The sequence below is a fragment of the Candidatus Bathyarchaeota archaeon genome (genome assembly GCA_029882535.1).
Taxonomy (GTDB): Archaea; Thermoproteota; Bathyarchaeia; order Bathyarchaeales; family SOJC01; genus JAOUKM01.
This window is the reverse complement of sequence record JAOUKM010000005.1, coordinates 1-16,388: the sequence shown is the minus strand read 5'-3', so window position 1 is coordinate 16,388 and position 16,388 is coordinate 1. Positions and strand designations below refer to the sequence as shown.

Genomic DNA, 16,388 nt, shown 5'->3' with positions numbered 1-16,388 from the left:
GAACAATGTGGAACTCAACAATGGAAGAGCTACTGTCTTGGACGCGCATCATCATTTCTTTAATCTTCTTAGCCTACGCTTCTTGGAGCGACTTTAAAACACGTGAAGTGAGCAATAATGTTTGGACTGTTTTTGCACCAGTCGCTTTCCTGCTGACTTTTGCGCAGTTCTTGTTTTTCCCACCCTTTATAGATACGCTTCAGTCAATGATTAATTATGGTGTCTCTTTCGCAATTACCTCCATTTTTTCAATAGCTCTATTTTATGTAGGAGCATTTGGCGGAGCAGACGCAAAAGCACTCATCTGTATAGCTTTGGCAATGCCGCTGCCTCTAGACTTTGTTGAGCCACTGTCAGGGTTTGTCTCTTTCATTTTTCCCATCACAGTCTTCAGCAACGGTGTAATAATTGCTGCTTTAAGCGTGTTCTATGCTCTCCTCCGCAACCTCTTGTGGAGACAAAGAACTGGTCAGAAACTCTTTGAAGGATACGAAAACGAATCGTTTGGGCGTAAAACATTAGCTTTATTGTGTGGCTACAAGGTTTCAGTTGCAGACTTGGAGGGATCGTTTCTGTATCCTCTTGAAGATTACCAGACGACACAACAAGGAGAGATGAAGAGACGCTTATTGTTATTTCCAAATGATGAGAACCGAGAAAAAATTGTTCAAAGAATCATCAAAGCCAAAAGTGAAGGAAAGACACAAAATACGATTTGGGCTACGCCTGGTTTGCCAATGTTAATCTTCATCACAATAGGTTTAATCTTAGCGCTTACAATGGGCGACATTGTTTGGATCGTACTAGGCAGAATTCTTAGATAAAATCAGCCAGCAGTACTCACAGCAACAGTAGGCGGAGACTCCACCATCACCCATAGTCCTTCTTCGCTGCCTGAGCTTGAGTATATAGGGTCAGTTCCATCAAAGTTAACAACAGCACCGTGCCAACTTATATCCAATGCATACTGGAACGAAGCAGAAGCCATCTCTACGGGGTTGAACTCAATAACCCGCCCAGAACTGATTACATTTAACGCTCCAGTCTTTTGACCAGCAATATCATCAAAAAAGTAAAGTAGCCGATTTACGTCATCAGTGAACATGATCCCAGCACCCGTGGTTCCCGTGATAAATTCGCTCCAGTGATGAGCCCATCCTGTGGGAAAGTCTGTAAAATTGTAGAATAGCCCGCTAGCGGTAGAAGTGGCAGTTCCATTTTCTGTTAGAGGTTGACCATTTCCTATAGTAAGTTGAATGGCGCTTAGATCATTAATGTTTCTGCTTTGGGTGGAATTTACAAATATTATCCGTGCGACGTATGTGTAATAGGTGGCGTTTGCTGGAAGGGTTACGACAATCTGCGCATATAAGTTAGGACAGCCATTAACCCCACCTGACCATTCAGCCTCTTGCTGCACTATATCTCTCACTATACCATCGTGAATCACGTAAGAAGGACTTGCACCATAGGCCGGTTTTTCATCATTTATCCGTAAAAACTCCGCCTTTGCCGAGGAAACTCCGAGAGTTGAGGTTACACTCCATTCGTCCCATTCTCTATGTATGGTGAGATCTATTTTTCCATTTGAGAGAATACCGTGGTCAGGGTTGCTAACGTCGTCGGTGAAGTACCTGTTTATTCTAGCGTAGGGTGTCTGGTTCGCTATGTCTCTTCCATCCCACCACAACGTGACTTTTTCAACCTCATGATTCCAGAGGAAAACAAAAATATGTCTATTGCTGAAGACACTTGCGTTACTTGTTAAGCCCAGCGGCACTTTGTAGTTTGATCCCCAGTCTTCAGTTTGGAATGGCACTTCACGGCTTACTCCGTTAATAGTTTGATTGGTGTGAAATGCTTTTACTGGAATTGGTGGTATGGGTTTGCCACTTGTTGTTAGTTGAAGGTTTTGGCCTAGCCATCTTAGAGTGCCATTTTGAAGGGCTTCTACGACCATTGTATCTTGGCTAAGTGACGAGTACAGTATTTGATTCCAGCTGAAAGTATAAGTGTAATGCGAAAAAGTTGAAGCTGAAACCATAATCCCTCGAGAATCAACCACTTGAAGCATGTAAGATGACGGGTCAATGCCGCTTGGGGTTGTTATGTTATAGACTGAAAAGGAATCCGCGGACATAATAGAGTTAATGACCAGCCCATTGTTATTCAATTCCCAAACGGACTCGATGTAGTTGTAGCTGTAGAAGAAGAAGTTGTTTTGGCCTAGCTTAGGATATGGTTCATCATTGTCGCGAGTTACGTTGACAAGCACGGAGCTTGTATTGGAAGGGTTAACGGTGACATCAAGCCCGACTGAAGTGGCGAATCGTATTCCATAAATGCCTATCCCTATCAACGAATAAGTTACGTTGATAGAGCCTTCGCTGGAACTAGTGCGGTTAAACCATGAAGTGCCTACATGCGAATAGTTGATGTGGAAAGAAGGACTCCAGTCAGGATGTGTATAAGCTATGTTTTCTAAACTGCTTCGCAAATAGTCTGCAACAAGACTTTGGGCATACGTTCTGTTACCTGTAACCTGCAAAATTGAGCCATAGTATCCAACTACAAATTCGAGAACACGATTTATAGCCAGATTCATCTCATTAGTAGCACCTAAGATTTGAGGACGTCCCCGAATGGGAGTGTTGCGTATTATAGAATATGTTGTGATAATGGCAGTGACAAGCACGATGGCAACTAGCAACGCAGCGATTATAGAGAACTGCCCTTTTTTGTTAAGTAGCTTTTTCATGTTAACTTCCTCCTTGCTGGCTAAGCTGTAGTACTATAAGCCTTTGTGTGGGTCTTTCGCCAGCAGTTAAAGTGAATTCAGATTTGTAGATGATTGGGTGGTAATACATGAGTAGAGAAAGAGCGGTTATTCTTATATCAGGCGTTCTCGTTAACCCAATTGCAGTAAAAGCTCCTGTGCCAGTGTGTTTGAAAGTTGCGGCAGCATATCGGTCGCTCACTGGATTGAACACGCTTGCCGTTACAGTTGTGTGATACGTGCCTTGGATCCAAGAAGGCAATGCACGTGTTGCGGTTTGGTAGGGCGAAGGATAAATGCCGTAATAGTTTGAATAGTAATATGCTTCTGTGGAAAAATAGACAACGCCGGGGCTTCCTGTAATCCATGAGCCGTCGTAGCTGTAAGATGGATAGTTTTCTACGTCTAAGCCTCTAAGAAAGGAATTAAGTCCACCTGCAGTTACCATTCGCATTCCGTAAATTCCCCAACTGTTGTCACTGCTTGCTAATTTTATGGTGTTACTAACATAGAAGAACGGGTATCCAACGATGCTTACCCAGGTCCAGTTGTACTGGTTGACTCTTTTGCCAAGTTCGTAACAGTATTCAGCGTAAGAGTCTCGAGGGTATGAGTCAGCATATGCTGAGGGAATTGGCACCGCTTCTCCGCAGGTGTTTATTATCACTGCGTTTGTAACGTTCTCGTAGGGGAGACTAGAAATCTCGGTGCCGTCCAAAATATGCCCAAGGTCTGTTGTGTTTTGCACCATTATGGTTGTGTTGAAATAAGGTGAAAGCAAGTTGTAAAGGTCTTCAGCTAGGCTTTGGCTAGTGTAGCCTGTGATCCACCATCCGTTTGCGTCGCTGCAGTTGAGAATATAAAGCGTTCCAGAGATTTTCTGCGGCGTGACTGCGAATGTTACGTTTGTTGACATGACGAGGTATGTGGACGCTTCTGAGTCGGTTCCAAGTCCGCTTTCAGAATTTGTGATTGAGTGAAACTTCCTGTAGGTCAGAGCGTCGCCACTGCTCTTAGTAATGTCGTAGACGGTTAGATTGTAGACTATGTTAGGTGGCAAGCTGGCAGAGAGAGCTATCTCCAAATCTGTCCAAGCTGGGTCTGTGGGGTTTTCAAAAATGGCTTCAGTTAATGATTTATCCACGTCGAGGACTTGAAGTGTTGTTAGGGCAAGTTGTCGAAGGTTTGGAGATGAAATTTGCTTGGGAGACGGTAAAACTGCGAAAAACGTTGCTGCAATGAATGCAACCGCCAAGATAAGAATCACCATCGAAATTTCGATAGTTCGCAACATTTCCTAAGATCACCCCGTTGGATTCCAAATTTGATAACCTTGTAAGCTCCAACATGTAATCTTCGCTTGATACGCCAGTTGATCAACAGTTACTTGGCGAAGATCGGTAGCAGTCCAAACATTACCATAGGGATTATCGCCGAACAACGTAGAAACAGCTAGAGTGCCTATGCCCCACGGCATAATAGATATCCCATATTCGATAGCGCTAACGCGATAGGTAACAAGCAAAAACCCTGGACATCCAACAGGAAGCGTCGTCAGTTCATAGTTCTTAACACCATAATTAAGAATACCAGTAGAATTGGCTATAGGCCACTCCTGAAAATCAAAATCTTCAGTCAAGATAAAAAACGTAGCATTGAATGCATAAGCAGGCACTGGCGACCCTTGATCATGCACATCCCAACTGTGGGCAAGGTAAACTTTCCCCGCTTCATAGTCTACAACGAATGGCATAACACCGCCACCTCGAGTGAATGTTCTATGAGAATAGTGACCTAAACCAAAAAGGCCGCTCAGACGTGCATATACGACAATAGTATATGTTTCGCTTGCTCCATCAAAGGCGAAATTTAAATACGCCACACCGGCCGAGTCAGTCTGCGCCGTGTCAGTAAAAATCTTTATAGAGGCATAGTTTCCCGTTTTGTAGCTTCGGTAAAAATAATAACTCAAAGCAGCTCCACTTAGAGGAAAACCAGGACCGTCAACCTCAACTTTCAAAATCAAAGGATTAGATTGATACTCAGATATAGACACTTTCACTATTGGCGCAATGCTGAGTTGAAATCCATAAGTACCATTTACCCCTAACAGTCTAGAAGCTGTCTCATAGTTTATAGAATCACTAATTGGGATAAACAGGTAACCACTAGGTCCCAAACTAATATTGTTGTACCATTTTCCTGAATCACGGGGATACTCTACTGGTTCTCCAGAAAGAGAAGTCAACCTCATGAGAGCGAAGGAGCTAAGCACGTAGCCGCTTGTCCCTGGCTTTTGAAGCCCAAAACAAGACAAAGTAGCATTTGTCTCACCCCACTTGTATGGATAGCCTGGACTCAGCAAAATGTTATCCAGTAGATCGCTGGCTTTAAGCGATACATGTCTATTTTGCTGATACAAAATCGCAGTTTGCAACGTCTGAGTAAAAAGACCGATAAACAATAGCATTGCCCCTATGAAAGCCACAGTTGCAACCAAATGGTCAATAGTTACTCCTGTCATTTTTTACTCTCCTCTACTATCCAAACGAAAAGTTGAGAGTGCCATTAGAGAATTTTTCAACCTTTATGCTAGCACTCGTAGAATTGCTCACAAAAGTTGATTGCCCCCACAGCACGTTAGGACCCAACGTAACGCGAGTGGTTGCTGTGGTGCCTATTCCCATCATAGTTAAATACAAATCTATTATTGTGCTATTCTCAACCCTTCTATTAGACGCCGTGATAACGTATGGAATAGATTCGATGAATGGCGGAACGTTTGCGGCTTGAGTAGTGGTTCCAGCCGCTATTTCTTCACGGTTCAAGGAGAAATAAAGCTGCTGAATAGTGGTTCCTATGTGGCTTGCAACGTCTTGAAGCGCTGTTTCCCTACGCCGAACAACCCAAGCATCCATCATCCAACTAGCAGTCACAGGTATCAAAATAACCTGCATCAAAAGAATCGGAACCATGATGGCGTATTCCATACTCTGATGCGGCATCTAAAACACCCTCCACATATCAAGCATGCACCCCAAATGCCACATCCACTTCACCAACGTAAAGCTCAAGAACAGTTTCTCCAGCTAACGATATTGATTCCTCAATTTCAGGAAAATTGAAGAAAAACTCGTTAAATCCATCTTCTTTCATAGGAAAACTTACCACAACTCTAATTCCAGTTACGGTTTCTCCCAACTTCGAAAAAGATTGCCCAGTTAGAGTAACAGACTGAGAATGTTTAGGACCCTCTCCTTCTAAAAGAATAGGCAGATACAGTCGAGTATAGTTCATGTTACCTATCCTCAGATTTAGCATCCTTATAGTTGGCATAACTACAACTCTTACAAAACTGCCATCTGTCATTGGAAGTTTTTCAACCGCAAAAATCCTCGCAACAGGCGCAGAAGCCCCACTTAACAAAAATCCATCGTTAGAAGAAGGATAAATCAACTCATAATAGTCGTTCCCAACGGAGTACTGCGCTACAGGCATGTTGAAACAGATGATGCCTACTGTGTTCGTGTAAAATTTCTCAATGGGTTCCGACCCGTTAGTGCTTATGTAAATTGTATAATTCAACGCGGACTCAAAAGCAATGCTGCCATATCTGCTTGAATAGCGAGCAGTTTCCGTGCGTCCAATTACCCATGCAACGTCGTCTATCTGAAGTCCCAAAGTCTGCATAAACTGCTTCGTAGAGTTAAATTCACTTTCAGCCATTCTGACTAAGAGAAAGTTGCTGGCAAAGGCAAACGCAACAGTAATTAACGCAACCATAACTCCAGTTATTATAACTGCAGAAATAGCGGGGCTTATCGCCCTATTACTTCGGCGTCTTCTACTTGCCTTCAAAACCATCTCAATGATTAACCTCCTGTAAAGCTAATCAGAGATGGAGCCACTTTCGCTGCTACTATTGCAATTATTGTCAGTAACGCCGAATGTTTGAAGCCTGCCGCAACGGATTCCTCGCTTATCTTCCCTCCTACAAGCCCAATTAAATAGCTGTGAATTATGACTGATGTGGAGAAGATGATTAGTAGAGAATCTATGTCAACTGTAGTCGTTGCCTCAGAACCCGCAAGACCAACTGTCTGTGTTGTAAAAGTAAGCATCATAACAGTTGTAGCCACCAACATAAGAGCTGCAAAGTAAGGCATCATTATGTAAGGCTTAACCGCCATCTTCTTCTCCCTTTCCACCTCCTGCGTCGTAGTGCTAAACCTTGCAAGCGACTCAATCATCGCAATGGTGCCACCGCCAACATCAATTGTCTCCACCAAAAGAAACATAACAATCTGCGTCGCCCAACTCTTCGTTCGGCTAACAAAATCCATGAAAACCTTCCTTATCGGGATTCCCCAAGAAAGTTCAGCCGTTATCTTCTTCAAATGCTTGCTAAAACTGCCATATTCCCGATTGGAAAGAGTTTCTATACATTTTTCGGGCGCAAGACCAGTCTTTCTAGTTTCTGTAAGATCTTGAAGAAAGAGAGTAACTCCTTTTTCAGTGCTTGCTTTTTCTCCGGAAAGCCTCATGTGGATAATAGCAGGCGGTCCAGATGTAATCACTAAAGCTATTGCAACTGCTGTCGGAAGGTCAACAATATTCGCTAATGGCACAAGAAATGGAACCGACATCAAGCCAACGAAGTTAGTGAGAAGCATAAGAACTACCGCAGCTATCCCAGAACAAATTCCAAAAGCCTTGTAGGGTCTCCAGTCCGTAATTGGAGATTTCGGCTGCATCCCATGTGCAAGATAGATAAACACAAACGAAAGTAGCGGCGTGAAAACATACGTGTACAGGATTATTCCTGAGTACGAGGACATTCCTGTGCTATAAATTGACTCCACGCTGAATAGGATATAGAAGCATAGAGACATGAGAACCATGATGATAATAAATGACTCTAGAAGCATACCAAGACGCTCTGCAGCCGAGCGCACTCTTGCAGCTCTTGTTTTGAAGAGCTCTTCTGCCTTTGTTTCAAGGAAACTAGTAATATCCCCGCCTATAATTACTGTGGAAGCATATCCTCCGACGAATTCCCGATAAATATCTAGTGGGTTTCCCTTTGCAGATTTTTGCATAGCAGTTAAAGGATCTACGCCGAAAATCTCTACGTCTCTAATTAGATTTCTTGCTTCTTGGCTCATAGCAGGCAACAATTCTGCTTCACTAAGTCGCTTAAAGCTTGTGTATGGAGGGATTCCTCCTGATGCCATAACAGCCACGTAGGTTGCTGCAAACGGCATTTCTCTTTCCAGCCGTTGAGATCGTTCGCTGGCTTTTGACATGGGGGTGAGCATAAAGGCGATCATTACGAATAGTGGAGTGGGCACCAAGAAGATAAGAGGAATTAGTTTCAAGAAATAGAGAAGCACAATACCAACTATGCTGACTGGAAGGGTCAGAAAGGCTGCAAAAAACATTAGAGAGACGTATGTTTCAGGGTATATTCTCATATTTGCTCGTTGGAGATAACCTTCGAACTCGAAGATGTTCTTCAGGAACGCTGGCGCTAACCTTCCGAAAAAACGGAATGAAAGCCCTTCAAGAGTGTTTAGCAATGGCAAATGCTTCTATTTCTCCTGCTGAAACTTTTTCATAGAACTCTTCTGGTCTAGCATAATATTCCGCAATAATTGCTGCAACATCTTTGTAGCTTCGTATGTTCTGTTCTCTCATCCAATGTAACACTTTTCTGCGCTGCTCAATCTCTCTTTGCAAATCTTTTTCGCTCAACCCGGTGCGTTCAGATATGAAGGGGAACATGACGCTATCGTTGAATGAAGACAAGTACTCGTCTTGCCCAGGTTTCCATTTGAAAGTTCTTCGATAATCTTCGTAGTTTGCAACTTCACTTATTTCCATCACACGTCTAAACGCTTTCGTTTCACCCTCTACTTTAACATGAACTCTCTGAACAGATAGAACGATGTTCAACAGCGGTATGTATGCAGGTGCAATGTTCATAGGCTTCTGAGTAAGACGCTTAACCGCTGAGTCAACGTCTTCAGCATGCATCGTGCTCATGCCACCGTGACCTGTTGCCATCGCTTGGAACAGGACATAGGCTTCGTTTCCTCGAATCTCCCCTACTATAAGAACGTCTGGTCTATGTCTCATCGAAGTTTTTACAAGGTCGAAAAGTGTTACTTCACCTGTCTGATTTTCGCCAAGCCCATAACTTCTTCTCGCAATCAACGAAACCCAGTTTTCATGAGAGAGGTTCAGCTCAGCTGTTTCTTCTATTGTGATTAGTTTGCTTCCTGGCTTGATGAGACAGGCAAGAGCGTTTAACGCTGTTGTTTTCCCAGCCGCAGTGCCGCCTAGAATCATGACTGATGCTCTATTTTCTAAGCAGAGCCAAAAATATGCAGCAATTTCTTCTGAGAATGTTCCAAGGTCAATTAAGTCAATGATAGAATACGGGTCTTCTCTGAATTTTCGTATAGTGAATGCTGTGCCGAAAGGCGTGATTTCGCGTCGGTAACATACGGCAAGTCTATGTTTTCCGGGAAGTGAGGCATCAACTATTGGAAATGCAGAGCTTACATGTTTTCCAGCCATGTGAACTAGCTTAACCACTGTGTTGTCTAATTCGGAGTCTTCTTCGAAAATGAGGTTGGTTTCGATGCTTTCGTATTTTCGATGCCATATGTAAACTGGTTTTTTTATACCATCGCATGATATGTCTTCGATGTTAGGATCACGCATCAGCGGATCAATTCTTCCGAAGCCAACAAGATCTCGCTCCGCATGATAGAGTATTTTATACCAAGAAACATCCGGCAACCATCCTAAGCTGATGCGGTATTTATCAACGATTCGTCTTGCTGCGGTAGCAAAAAACTTTCTGGGATCTTCGATTTCCTCTTTTGGAGACTCGATCTCGGCCAACAAAATATCTAAAACACGGTTGTAAATGTTCTGTTCTAAAGGGTCTAACTGCAACTCGTCTAGTATATATTTATACTCGCCAGTTTTTGGGTTCTGTACTATAGCCACATGTGCAAAAGGTTCATACAATGGGTATCTTTCAATAATCTTGAAGCCTCTGGGAACAGGTTTTGGCGGCGCTTTTGGGACAACCATTTGCTTAGGTAGCTTACGGAATTTGGGTAAATGGATTTTTTTCAAGTGTTGCAACGTTGCTCTCCTAAACAATTAAAGTGCAAGACTACGTATTAAATATTGCGTCTTGCTAAATCGTAGTCAGACTCAGAAACATATAACGTAAAGAGTACAACGTAAAAAGCAATATTATATTTGCAGAGCGTTATTTGCCGTTTTGAAAAAGTGAAAGATACGAGAAAAGTCGAATTTGCCATCGAAGAAAAAATAAAGAGGTTGGGTTACTTTTATCCTCTCAGTTCGTACACTTTAGCTTTCAAAGGCGGAACTATTTTGAAGAGGTCTTCTACAATACCATAATCGGCTACGCCGAAAATTGGTGCGTTTCGATCCTTGTTTACTGCAATGATTAGGTCTGAGTTTTTCATTCCGAGGACATGTTGGAAAGCGCCGCTTATTCCTAGAGCGATGTAAAGTTTTGGCTTAACGGTTTTTCCAGAGCTGCCTACTTGGCGGTCGTTAGGAAGCCATCCTTTGTCTACGATTGGGCGTGAACACGCTAGGACTCCTCCGAGGGTTTTTGCTAACTCTTCCACTGGGGGAATCTCGCTTTCGTCTTTTATCCCGCGTCCAATTCCTATGAGCACGTCTGCAGCCGTTATGTCAACACCGCCTGGAGGAGGCAAAACATATTCGATAAAGCGTTTTTCCGTTATTTCTTCAGAAAGGGGCGAAGGCGCTTCAACAATTTCTCCGTTCATAGGGATTTTTTTTTCAGCTGGAAAAGCTGCTTGGCGAATAGTTACGATGTAGCTTTCTGCTTTACGAAGCGTTGCATTAACGTTTACTTTGCCGCCATATATTTGCCGAGTCACAGTTAATGTTTCGTTTTCAAATTTTAGGTCTATGCAGTCCGTTGCTAAGGGAGAATCTAATGAGGCAGCGAGGCTTGGAGCCAAGTCCACGCCGAAAGAAGTGTGCCCAATTGAGGTTAGTAGTGGCTTGTGTTCCTTAATTAGGTTGGATAGCACTTTTTGATAGGCTTCTGAGTTGAAGTTTTCCAGCTTAGCGTCCTCAACTACTAAAACCTTTTTTGCGTATTGTGAAAGAGTTTTGGCATGTTCTTTAACGTCTTTTCCGAAGAGTAGCGCTGTTAGTTCTGTGTTTGTTTTTTCGGCTAATTCTCTGCCTTTGGTTAACATTTCGAAAGTTATGTCTCTAATTTGACCTTGTCTATGCTCAGCCAGAACGAAAATTTCCTGCATCTATACTAACCCCCTTGCCTTGAGAGTTTCGGCGATTTTCGCAGCAATTTCTTCGGGAGTTCCTTGTAAGAACTCTGCTTGTTTCTCCACGGGTGGCACATACATCTTTTCTATTTTTATCCACGAACCTGCTTCACCGACTTCATTTTCGTTTAAGCCAACTTCGGCTAAGCCGAGAACCTTTGTCTCCTTTTGCATCGCCTTTCTTATTCCCATGATGGAAACGTAGCGGGGTTCGTTGATCCCCGTTTGAATTGTTAACACAGCGGGTAACTTTAATTCTACAACTTCTTCTAAGCCGCCTTCTAATTCACGGTTGACTTTGGCGACGTCACTGCTTAATTCGATTTTTTTAACCATGGTGGCATGGGAGATTCCAAGAAGTTCTGCGAGTATTGGACCTGTTGCTGCGTAGCCGTCGTCCCCTGCTAAGGCTCCCGTCAATATGATGTTGAAAGACATGTTTTTAATGACTTTATGGAGAATTTTGGCGATGGCGTAGCTGTCGGAGCCTTCAAACTTTTGGTCGGTAAGTCTTATGGCGTTGTCTGCTCCTCTGGCTAGACATTTTCTTAAAGTGCTGTCAGCGTCTTCAGAACCTACTGTTATGGCTGTGACAGTGCCTCCCAATTTTTCTTTTATTTGCACTGCTTCCTCCAGGGCATAGTCGTCCCATTCATTGATGTCGAAAACTAAATCGCTCTTTTTTATAGCGTTTCCTGCAGGGTTAATTTTAAGATCTGCTTCCGCCGTTTCTGGAACGTGTTTTACGCATACAATTATGTCCATGGCGTTTTTTCTCCTAGATGCCTAACTTTTCTTTTAGCTTATTACGTTTTTCCATAGAAAGAGGTCCGAATTTTTTAATTCTTTCTGTGAATCTTGTGAACAAATCTGCGGCTTTCTTGTATACTGGCAACGGCACATAGCTGTATCGAATACGCATGCTTTTTATTTCATATTCGGCAAGCGAACGGGTCATTTCAACCATTCGTTTTTTGGTGAAGTGTTCATCGATTTCTTCCTGCCCCTCAATCACTAAGATTCCGTCTGCTCCAAAAGCGAAGGCGTAAAGCAGATGTTTTAGGCCTATGATAGCGGTGGAAGGAACAGTTACTATTCGAATGTTCTCAGGATAGTTGACACGGTCAAGCCCCAAAAAGTCAATGCCCGTATATCCAACATTATTGTCCACAAAGGCAATAATCCTAGTTTCGTTAGGCTCCTTGTCCATTAGCACTCCTCTTAGGTTAGCCATGATCTGCCTATTTGTTGAGTTCTTAAAGTCTATAGCTTCCTTCGAACAAATTGGAATGCAAGCTCCACAACCAGTACAAAGGAATGGGTTTATCTTGGCTTTTTCAGCCTCTTTGGTTATAGCGTTGACTGGGCAAACTTGAACACAAAGACCACAACCATCGCACAGATCCTCAATTACAAAGGCTTTTTCCGGGCTTGTGATTATACGTTCTCCTTTAAGGAAAAGAGAAGCCTTAGCGGCTGCCGCCAATGCGTCGGAAACCGTGTCACGAACATCTTTTGGGCTCAAAGCACATCCACATGCGAAAATCCCAGTCTTTAGAGAATCTACGGGGTCAAGCTTTGGGTGTTTCTCTATTATGAAGCCTTCTTCTCCCAAGGAAAGTTTCATTTTGCCAGCTAATTCGTCGAGTCCGGCGGGTGGAATAATGGGCGTGGCTAAAGCAACCAAATCGAACTCTTCTTCCATAACTTCGCCCATTAAAGTGTCTTCTGCCAAAACAACGAGTTTTCCGTTCTTGTTCTTCCAGATTTCAGCCACTCTACCTTTGGTAAAAACAACTCCAGCTTCTTCGTCTCGCCAATAAAGTTCTTCATATCCTTTGCCCGTAGCTCTAATGTCAATGTAATAAATGTAAACGTTGATTCCAAGCATTTTCTTAAGCAAGAAAGCTTGTTTTAAGGCGTACATGCAACATATTCGGCTGCAATAGAGGATGTGATTCTTGTCTCTAGAGCCTGCACAAAGCACGATCGCCATCTTTTTAACGTCGCCGCCATCCGCCCTTTTCAGGTAGCCTCCTGTCGGTCCAGAGGCAGAAGTTAGCCTTTCCAACTCCATCATGGTAATGACGTCTTTGTAAACGCCGTATCCATAATTCTTAAGCATGCTTGCATCATAAAGCCCGTAGCCAGTAGCCATAATCACGGCGCCCACTTTCAGATCAATCGTTTTTCCCTTGTCTTCTAAGTTTATGGCTTTGGCTGGACAGAGCTGCTCACATTTCAAACACTTTGTGCACGCGTTAAAATCTATTACGTAGGCTGAGGGAACTGCCTGCGGAAAGTCTATGTACGCCGCTTTTCTCTCTGACAAACCTTCGTTGTACTCGTCTGACACCATAATTGGACAAACCTTAGCACATACGCCGCAGCTTTTACATTTCTCGATGTCTACACCTCGAGGTTTCATGAAAACTTTTACTTCATAGTTGCCTGGGCGTCCGCTTATGTCTTGAACTTCGGCGTAAGTAAGCAAATGCACATTTGGATTTCTCCCCACCTCCGCCATTCTCGGCGTGAGTATACACTGAGCACAGTCCAAGGTCGGGAAAACCTTAGTCAGTTTCGCCATGTTCCCACCTATAGTTGGTTGCCTTTCCAACACATGAACCTTATAATCCAAATAGCCAAGTTCCAAAGCCGCGGTGATGCCGGCTATTCCTCCACCTACAATTAGGATCTCCCTTGAACTTTTCTCGCTTATACTCTCTAAAGGTTCAAGTTCTAAACTTCTCTCGTAGCCACCCCTTATCAGACTCACAGCCTTTTTTGTAGCTGCCTCAGAGGGCTTCGGACCATGAACCCACGATGCTTGTTCTCTGATGTTTACGAATTCAAGCATGTAAGGGTTTAACCCAGCCCGCTCTAGGGCGCTTTGAAAGGTGACTAGGTGCATTCTTGGAGTGCAGCTGGCGATTACGACGCGGTCTAAGTTTTTCTTTTTTATGGCTTCAACTATTACTTCTTGGGAGGGCTTTGAACAGAGGTATTTTTGGTATTTTGCATCAACCACGCCTTCCCAATCTTTAACTGCTTTTAAAACAGCCTTTACGTCCACAACGTCGCCTATGTTTCCACCACACTCGCAAACATAAATCCCGATTCTCGGCAGCTCTTTCTCCATTTTGTCGTCTCTCATTTTCCTCGAGTTATTTTGATTGATACAAGGAAAACGCTTAAAAAAGCTTATGCTTCATCTTATCGAAACGAGATATCGAAAATGACTGCCCAGGAACTCGTTCAGAAACATAAGTTGCTTGAATGTATTCATTGCGGAATATGTACTGGAAGTTGTCCGGTGGCTAGAAAAGCCAATTTGAACGTTAGAAAATACATGCGGGAAATTGCTGTAAGCGGTAAGCTGACAATACATCCTCAAAACGAGCTGTGGAGCTGCACAACCTGTGCTACGTGTGGAGTTCGCTGCCCAAAGGAAATTAACCCCTACGATTTTCTAATTGACATTCGAAGCCTCGCCGTAGAACAGGGGCAAATCGCCACAACTCTTCGAGACGCTTTGGAAAGCATTTTCAAAAACGGTAATCCGTGGGTGAGAATAAGAAGCAAAAGATCGGAGTGGGCGCAAGACTTGAACATTAAACACGTGTCGCAAGGCGTCGAGTTTCTCTATTTTGTAGGTTGTACACCCGCCTATGATCCTCGAGTTCAAGATGTGGCTAAAAGCTTGGTGAAGTGTTTCGAAAAAGCGGGAGTTAACTTCGGGACATTGGGAAACGAAGAGAACTGCTGCGGCAACGAAGTCTACGGTATGGGCGAGAAAGGATTATTTGAATTTCTAGTCGAAGAAAACATAAAAATCTTCAACAAATACGATGTGAAGCAAGTTGTTACAGACTGTCCACACGCGTATCACTCCTTTAAAAACAGATATGGACAAACAAGCTTCGAGGTCATGCATTACACGCAACTACTTGCAGACCTAATCAACAAAGGCAAACTCACATTTTCGGGGGAACTAAACAAAACAGTCATTTATCACGATCCTTGCTTCATTGGAAAACAAAATGGCATATACGACGAGCCTAGAAAGGTCATTGAAAGTATTCCAGGCGTAAACCTTGTAGAATTCGACCGTTCTAGGGAGCGAAGTCTTTGCTGTGAAGGCGGCGGGGGAAGAATGTGGATAGACATTCCAGGTGAACGCCTTGCAGAAACCCGCATCAAAGACGCAATCGAAACAGGAGCAGAAATATTGGCAACTGCATGTCCTTTCTGTCTCTTAACCTTTGAAGACGCTGTTAAAACTACAGGTTTGGAAGGTAAAATCCAAGTCTTAGACATAGCGGAGCTGCTTTCGAGAGCCATATAACCAATCTCTTTTCCTTCTTACAATCGAAATTTTGGAAAAATATAAACGCCAGTCTGCAGATTAAATGACTCTTTAAATGGCAAATATGGGTGAAAATGTTGGAAACTTTAACTCATGATATAGTTATAGTAGGCGCAGGCATGGCCGGCTTGAGAGCCGCAATCGCCGCCGCCGAGTTTAACAGCAAAATAGACATTGCCGTAATTTCCAAAGTCTACCCTGTACGTTCGCACTCTGTTTGTGCACAAGGCGGAACTGCCGCTATGCTAAGAGAGGGAGACTCTTACGATTTACACGCCTGGGACACCGTTAAAGGATCAGATTTCCTCGCAGACCAAGATGTCGTCGAACTCTTCGTTAAACAAGCCCCAAAAGAAATATTCACCTTAGATCATTGGGGGCTCCCATGGAGCAGAACCGAAGATGGAGAAATAAACCAACGCCCTTTCGGCGGCCACAGTTTCCCACGAGCATGCTTCGCAGCCGACATGACAGGCTTTCACGAGATGCATACGTTAGATGGAAAAGCCAAGACGTATGAAAACATAAAATTCTACGACGAATGGTTCGCTACCTCCCTCATAGTTGAAGATAAAGTTGCGGCAGGTTTAACTGCAATAGAACTAAAGACTGGTGAACTGGCAGTTTTTCACAGCAAAGCCATCATAATGGCAACTGGTGGCTACGCACGCGTGTACGAGTTTACAACATTTTCCCACACGGCGACTGGCGACGGAATGACCATGGCCTATCGAGCCGGCGTACCTCTAAAAGACATGGAATTCATCCAATTCCATCCCACAGGAATGGTTCCATCGGGAATCTTGATAACTGGAGGAGCTCGTGGTGAAGGGGGATACTTAGTTAACGCTAAGGACGAGCGGTTTAT

General features: G+C 43.5%; 13 protein-coding genes. 3 read left to right on the top strand and 10 right to left on the bottom strand.

Going from position 1 to position 16,388, the window contains the following annotated elements; genetic code table 11:
- Nucleotides 1-20 precede the first annotated feature (20 nt).
- Nucleotides 21-824, top strand: coding sequence for a prepilin peptidase (locus tag OEX01_02685; protein MDH5447896.1), 804 nt, complete (start codon nucleotides 21-23; stop codon nucleotides 822-824).
- A 2-nt stretch (nucleotides 825-826) separates the two neighbouring features.
- Here OEX01_02685 and OEX01_02680 read toward each other — a convergent pair whose 3' ends face one another.
- The 10 genes from OEX01_02680 to OEX01_02635 form a co-directional block, all read right to left on the bottom strand.
- On the bottom strand, nucleotides 827-2,758 hold the full coding sequence (locus tag OEX01_02680) for a hypothetical protein (GenBank protein ID MDH5447895.1): 1,932 nt from the start codon (nucleotides 2,756-2,758) through the stop codon (nucleotides 827-829).
- A 1-nt stretch (nucleotide 2,759) separates the two neighbouring features.
- Nucleotides 2,760-4,070, bottom strand: coding sequence for a hypothetical protein (locus OEX01_02675; GenBank protein ID MDH5447894.1), 1,311 nt, complete (start codon nucleotides 4,068-4,070; stop codon nucleotides 2,760-2,762).
- Between the two features lie 9 nt (nucleotides 4,071-4,079).
- Complete coding sequence (locus OEX01_02670; protein MDH5447893.1) at nucleotides 4,080-5,300, bottom strand: hypothetical protein; 1,221 nt, start codon at nucleotides 5,298-5,300, stop codon at nucleotides 4,080-4,082.
- 16 nt (nucleotides 5,301-5,316) lie between these two features.
- Nucleotides 5,317-5,781, bottom strand: a complete 465-nt coding sequence (locus OEX01_02665) for a hypothetical protein (protein MDH5447892.1) — start codon at nucleotides 5,779-5,781, stop codon at nucleotides 5,317-5,319.
- A 19-nt stretch (nucleotides 5,782-5,800) separates the two neighbouring features.
- Entirely contained in the window at nucleotides 5,801-6,640 is an 840-nt protein-coding gene (locus OEX01_02660; GenBank protein ID MDH5447891.1) for a hypothetical protein, read from the bottom strand.
- A gap of 8 nt (nucleotides 6,641-6,648) precedes the next feature.
- On the bottom strand, nucleotides 6,649-8,361 hold the full coding sequence (locus tag OEX01_02655; GenBank protein ID MDH5447890.1) for a type II secretion system F family protein: 1,713 nt from the start codon (nucleotides 8,359-8,361) through the stop codon (nucleotides 6,649-6,651).
- Nucleotides 8,339-9,937, bottom strand: a complete 1,599-nt coding sequence (locus tag OEX01_02650) for a type II/IV secretion system ATPase subunit (protein MDH5447889.1) — start codon at nucleotides 9,935-9,937, stop codon at nucleotides 8,339-8,341. Before OEX01_02650 ends, OEX01_02655 begins: the two co-directional genes overlap by 23 nt.
- 212 nt (nucleotides 9,938-10,149) lie before the next feature.
- On the bottom strand, nucleotides 10,150-11,127 hold the full coding sequence (locus OEX01_02645) for an electron transfer flavoprotein subunit alpha/FixB family protein (protein MDH5447888.1): 978 nt from the start codon (nucleotides 11,125-11,127) through the stop codon (nucleotides 10,150-10,152).
- A complete protein-coding gene (locus OEX01_02640; protein ID MDH5447887.1) occupies nucleotides 11,128-11,916 on the bottom strand; it encodes an electron transfer flavoprotein subunit beta/FixA family protein in 789 nt (262 codons plus the stop codon).
- 13 nt (nucleotides 11,917-11,929) lie between these two features.
- Nucleotides 11,930-14,308 carry a 4Fe-4S binding protein gene (locus tag OEX01_02635; protein ID MDH5447886.1) on the bottom strand — a complete coding sequence of 793 codons (2,379 nt, stop codon included), beginning with the start codon at nucleotides 14,306-14,308 and terminating at the stop codon, nucleotides 11,930-11,932.
- A gap of 81 nt (nucleotides 14,309-14,389) precedes the next feature.
- Here OEX01_02635 and OEX01_02630 point away from each other — a divergent pair, with 81 nt between their 5' ends.
- On the top strand, nucleotides 14,390-15,499 hold the full coding sequence (locus OEX01_02630) for a (Fe-S)-binding protein (GenBank protein MDH5447885.1): 1,110 nt from the start codon (nucleotides 14,390-14,392) through the stop codon (nucleotides 15,497-15,499).
- Nucleotides 15,500-15,594: 95 nt separating this feature from the next.
- A partial coding sequence (locus tag OEX01_02625) for an FAD-binding protein (GenBank protein ID MDH5447884.1) occupies nucleotides 15,595-16,388 on the top strand: 794 nt, incomplete at its 3' end.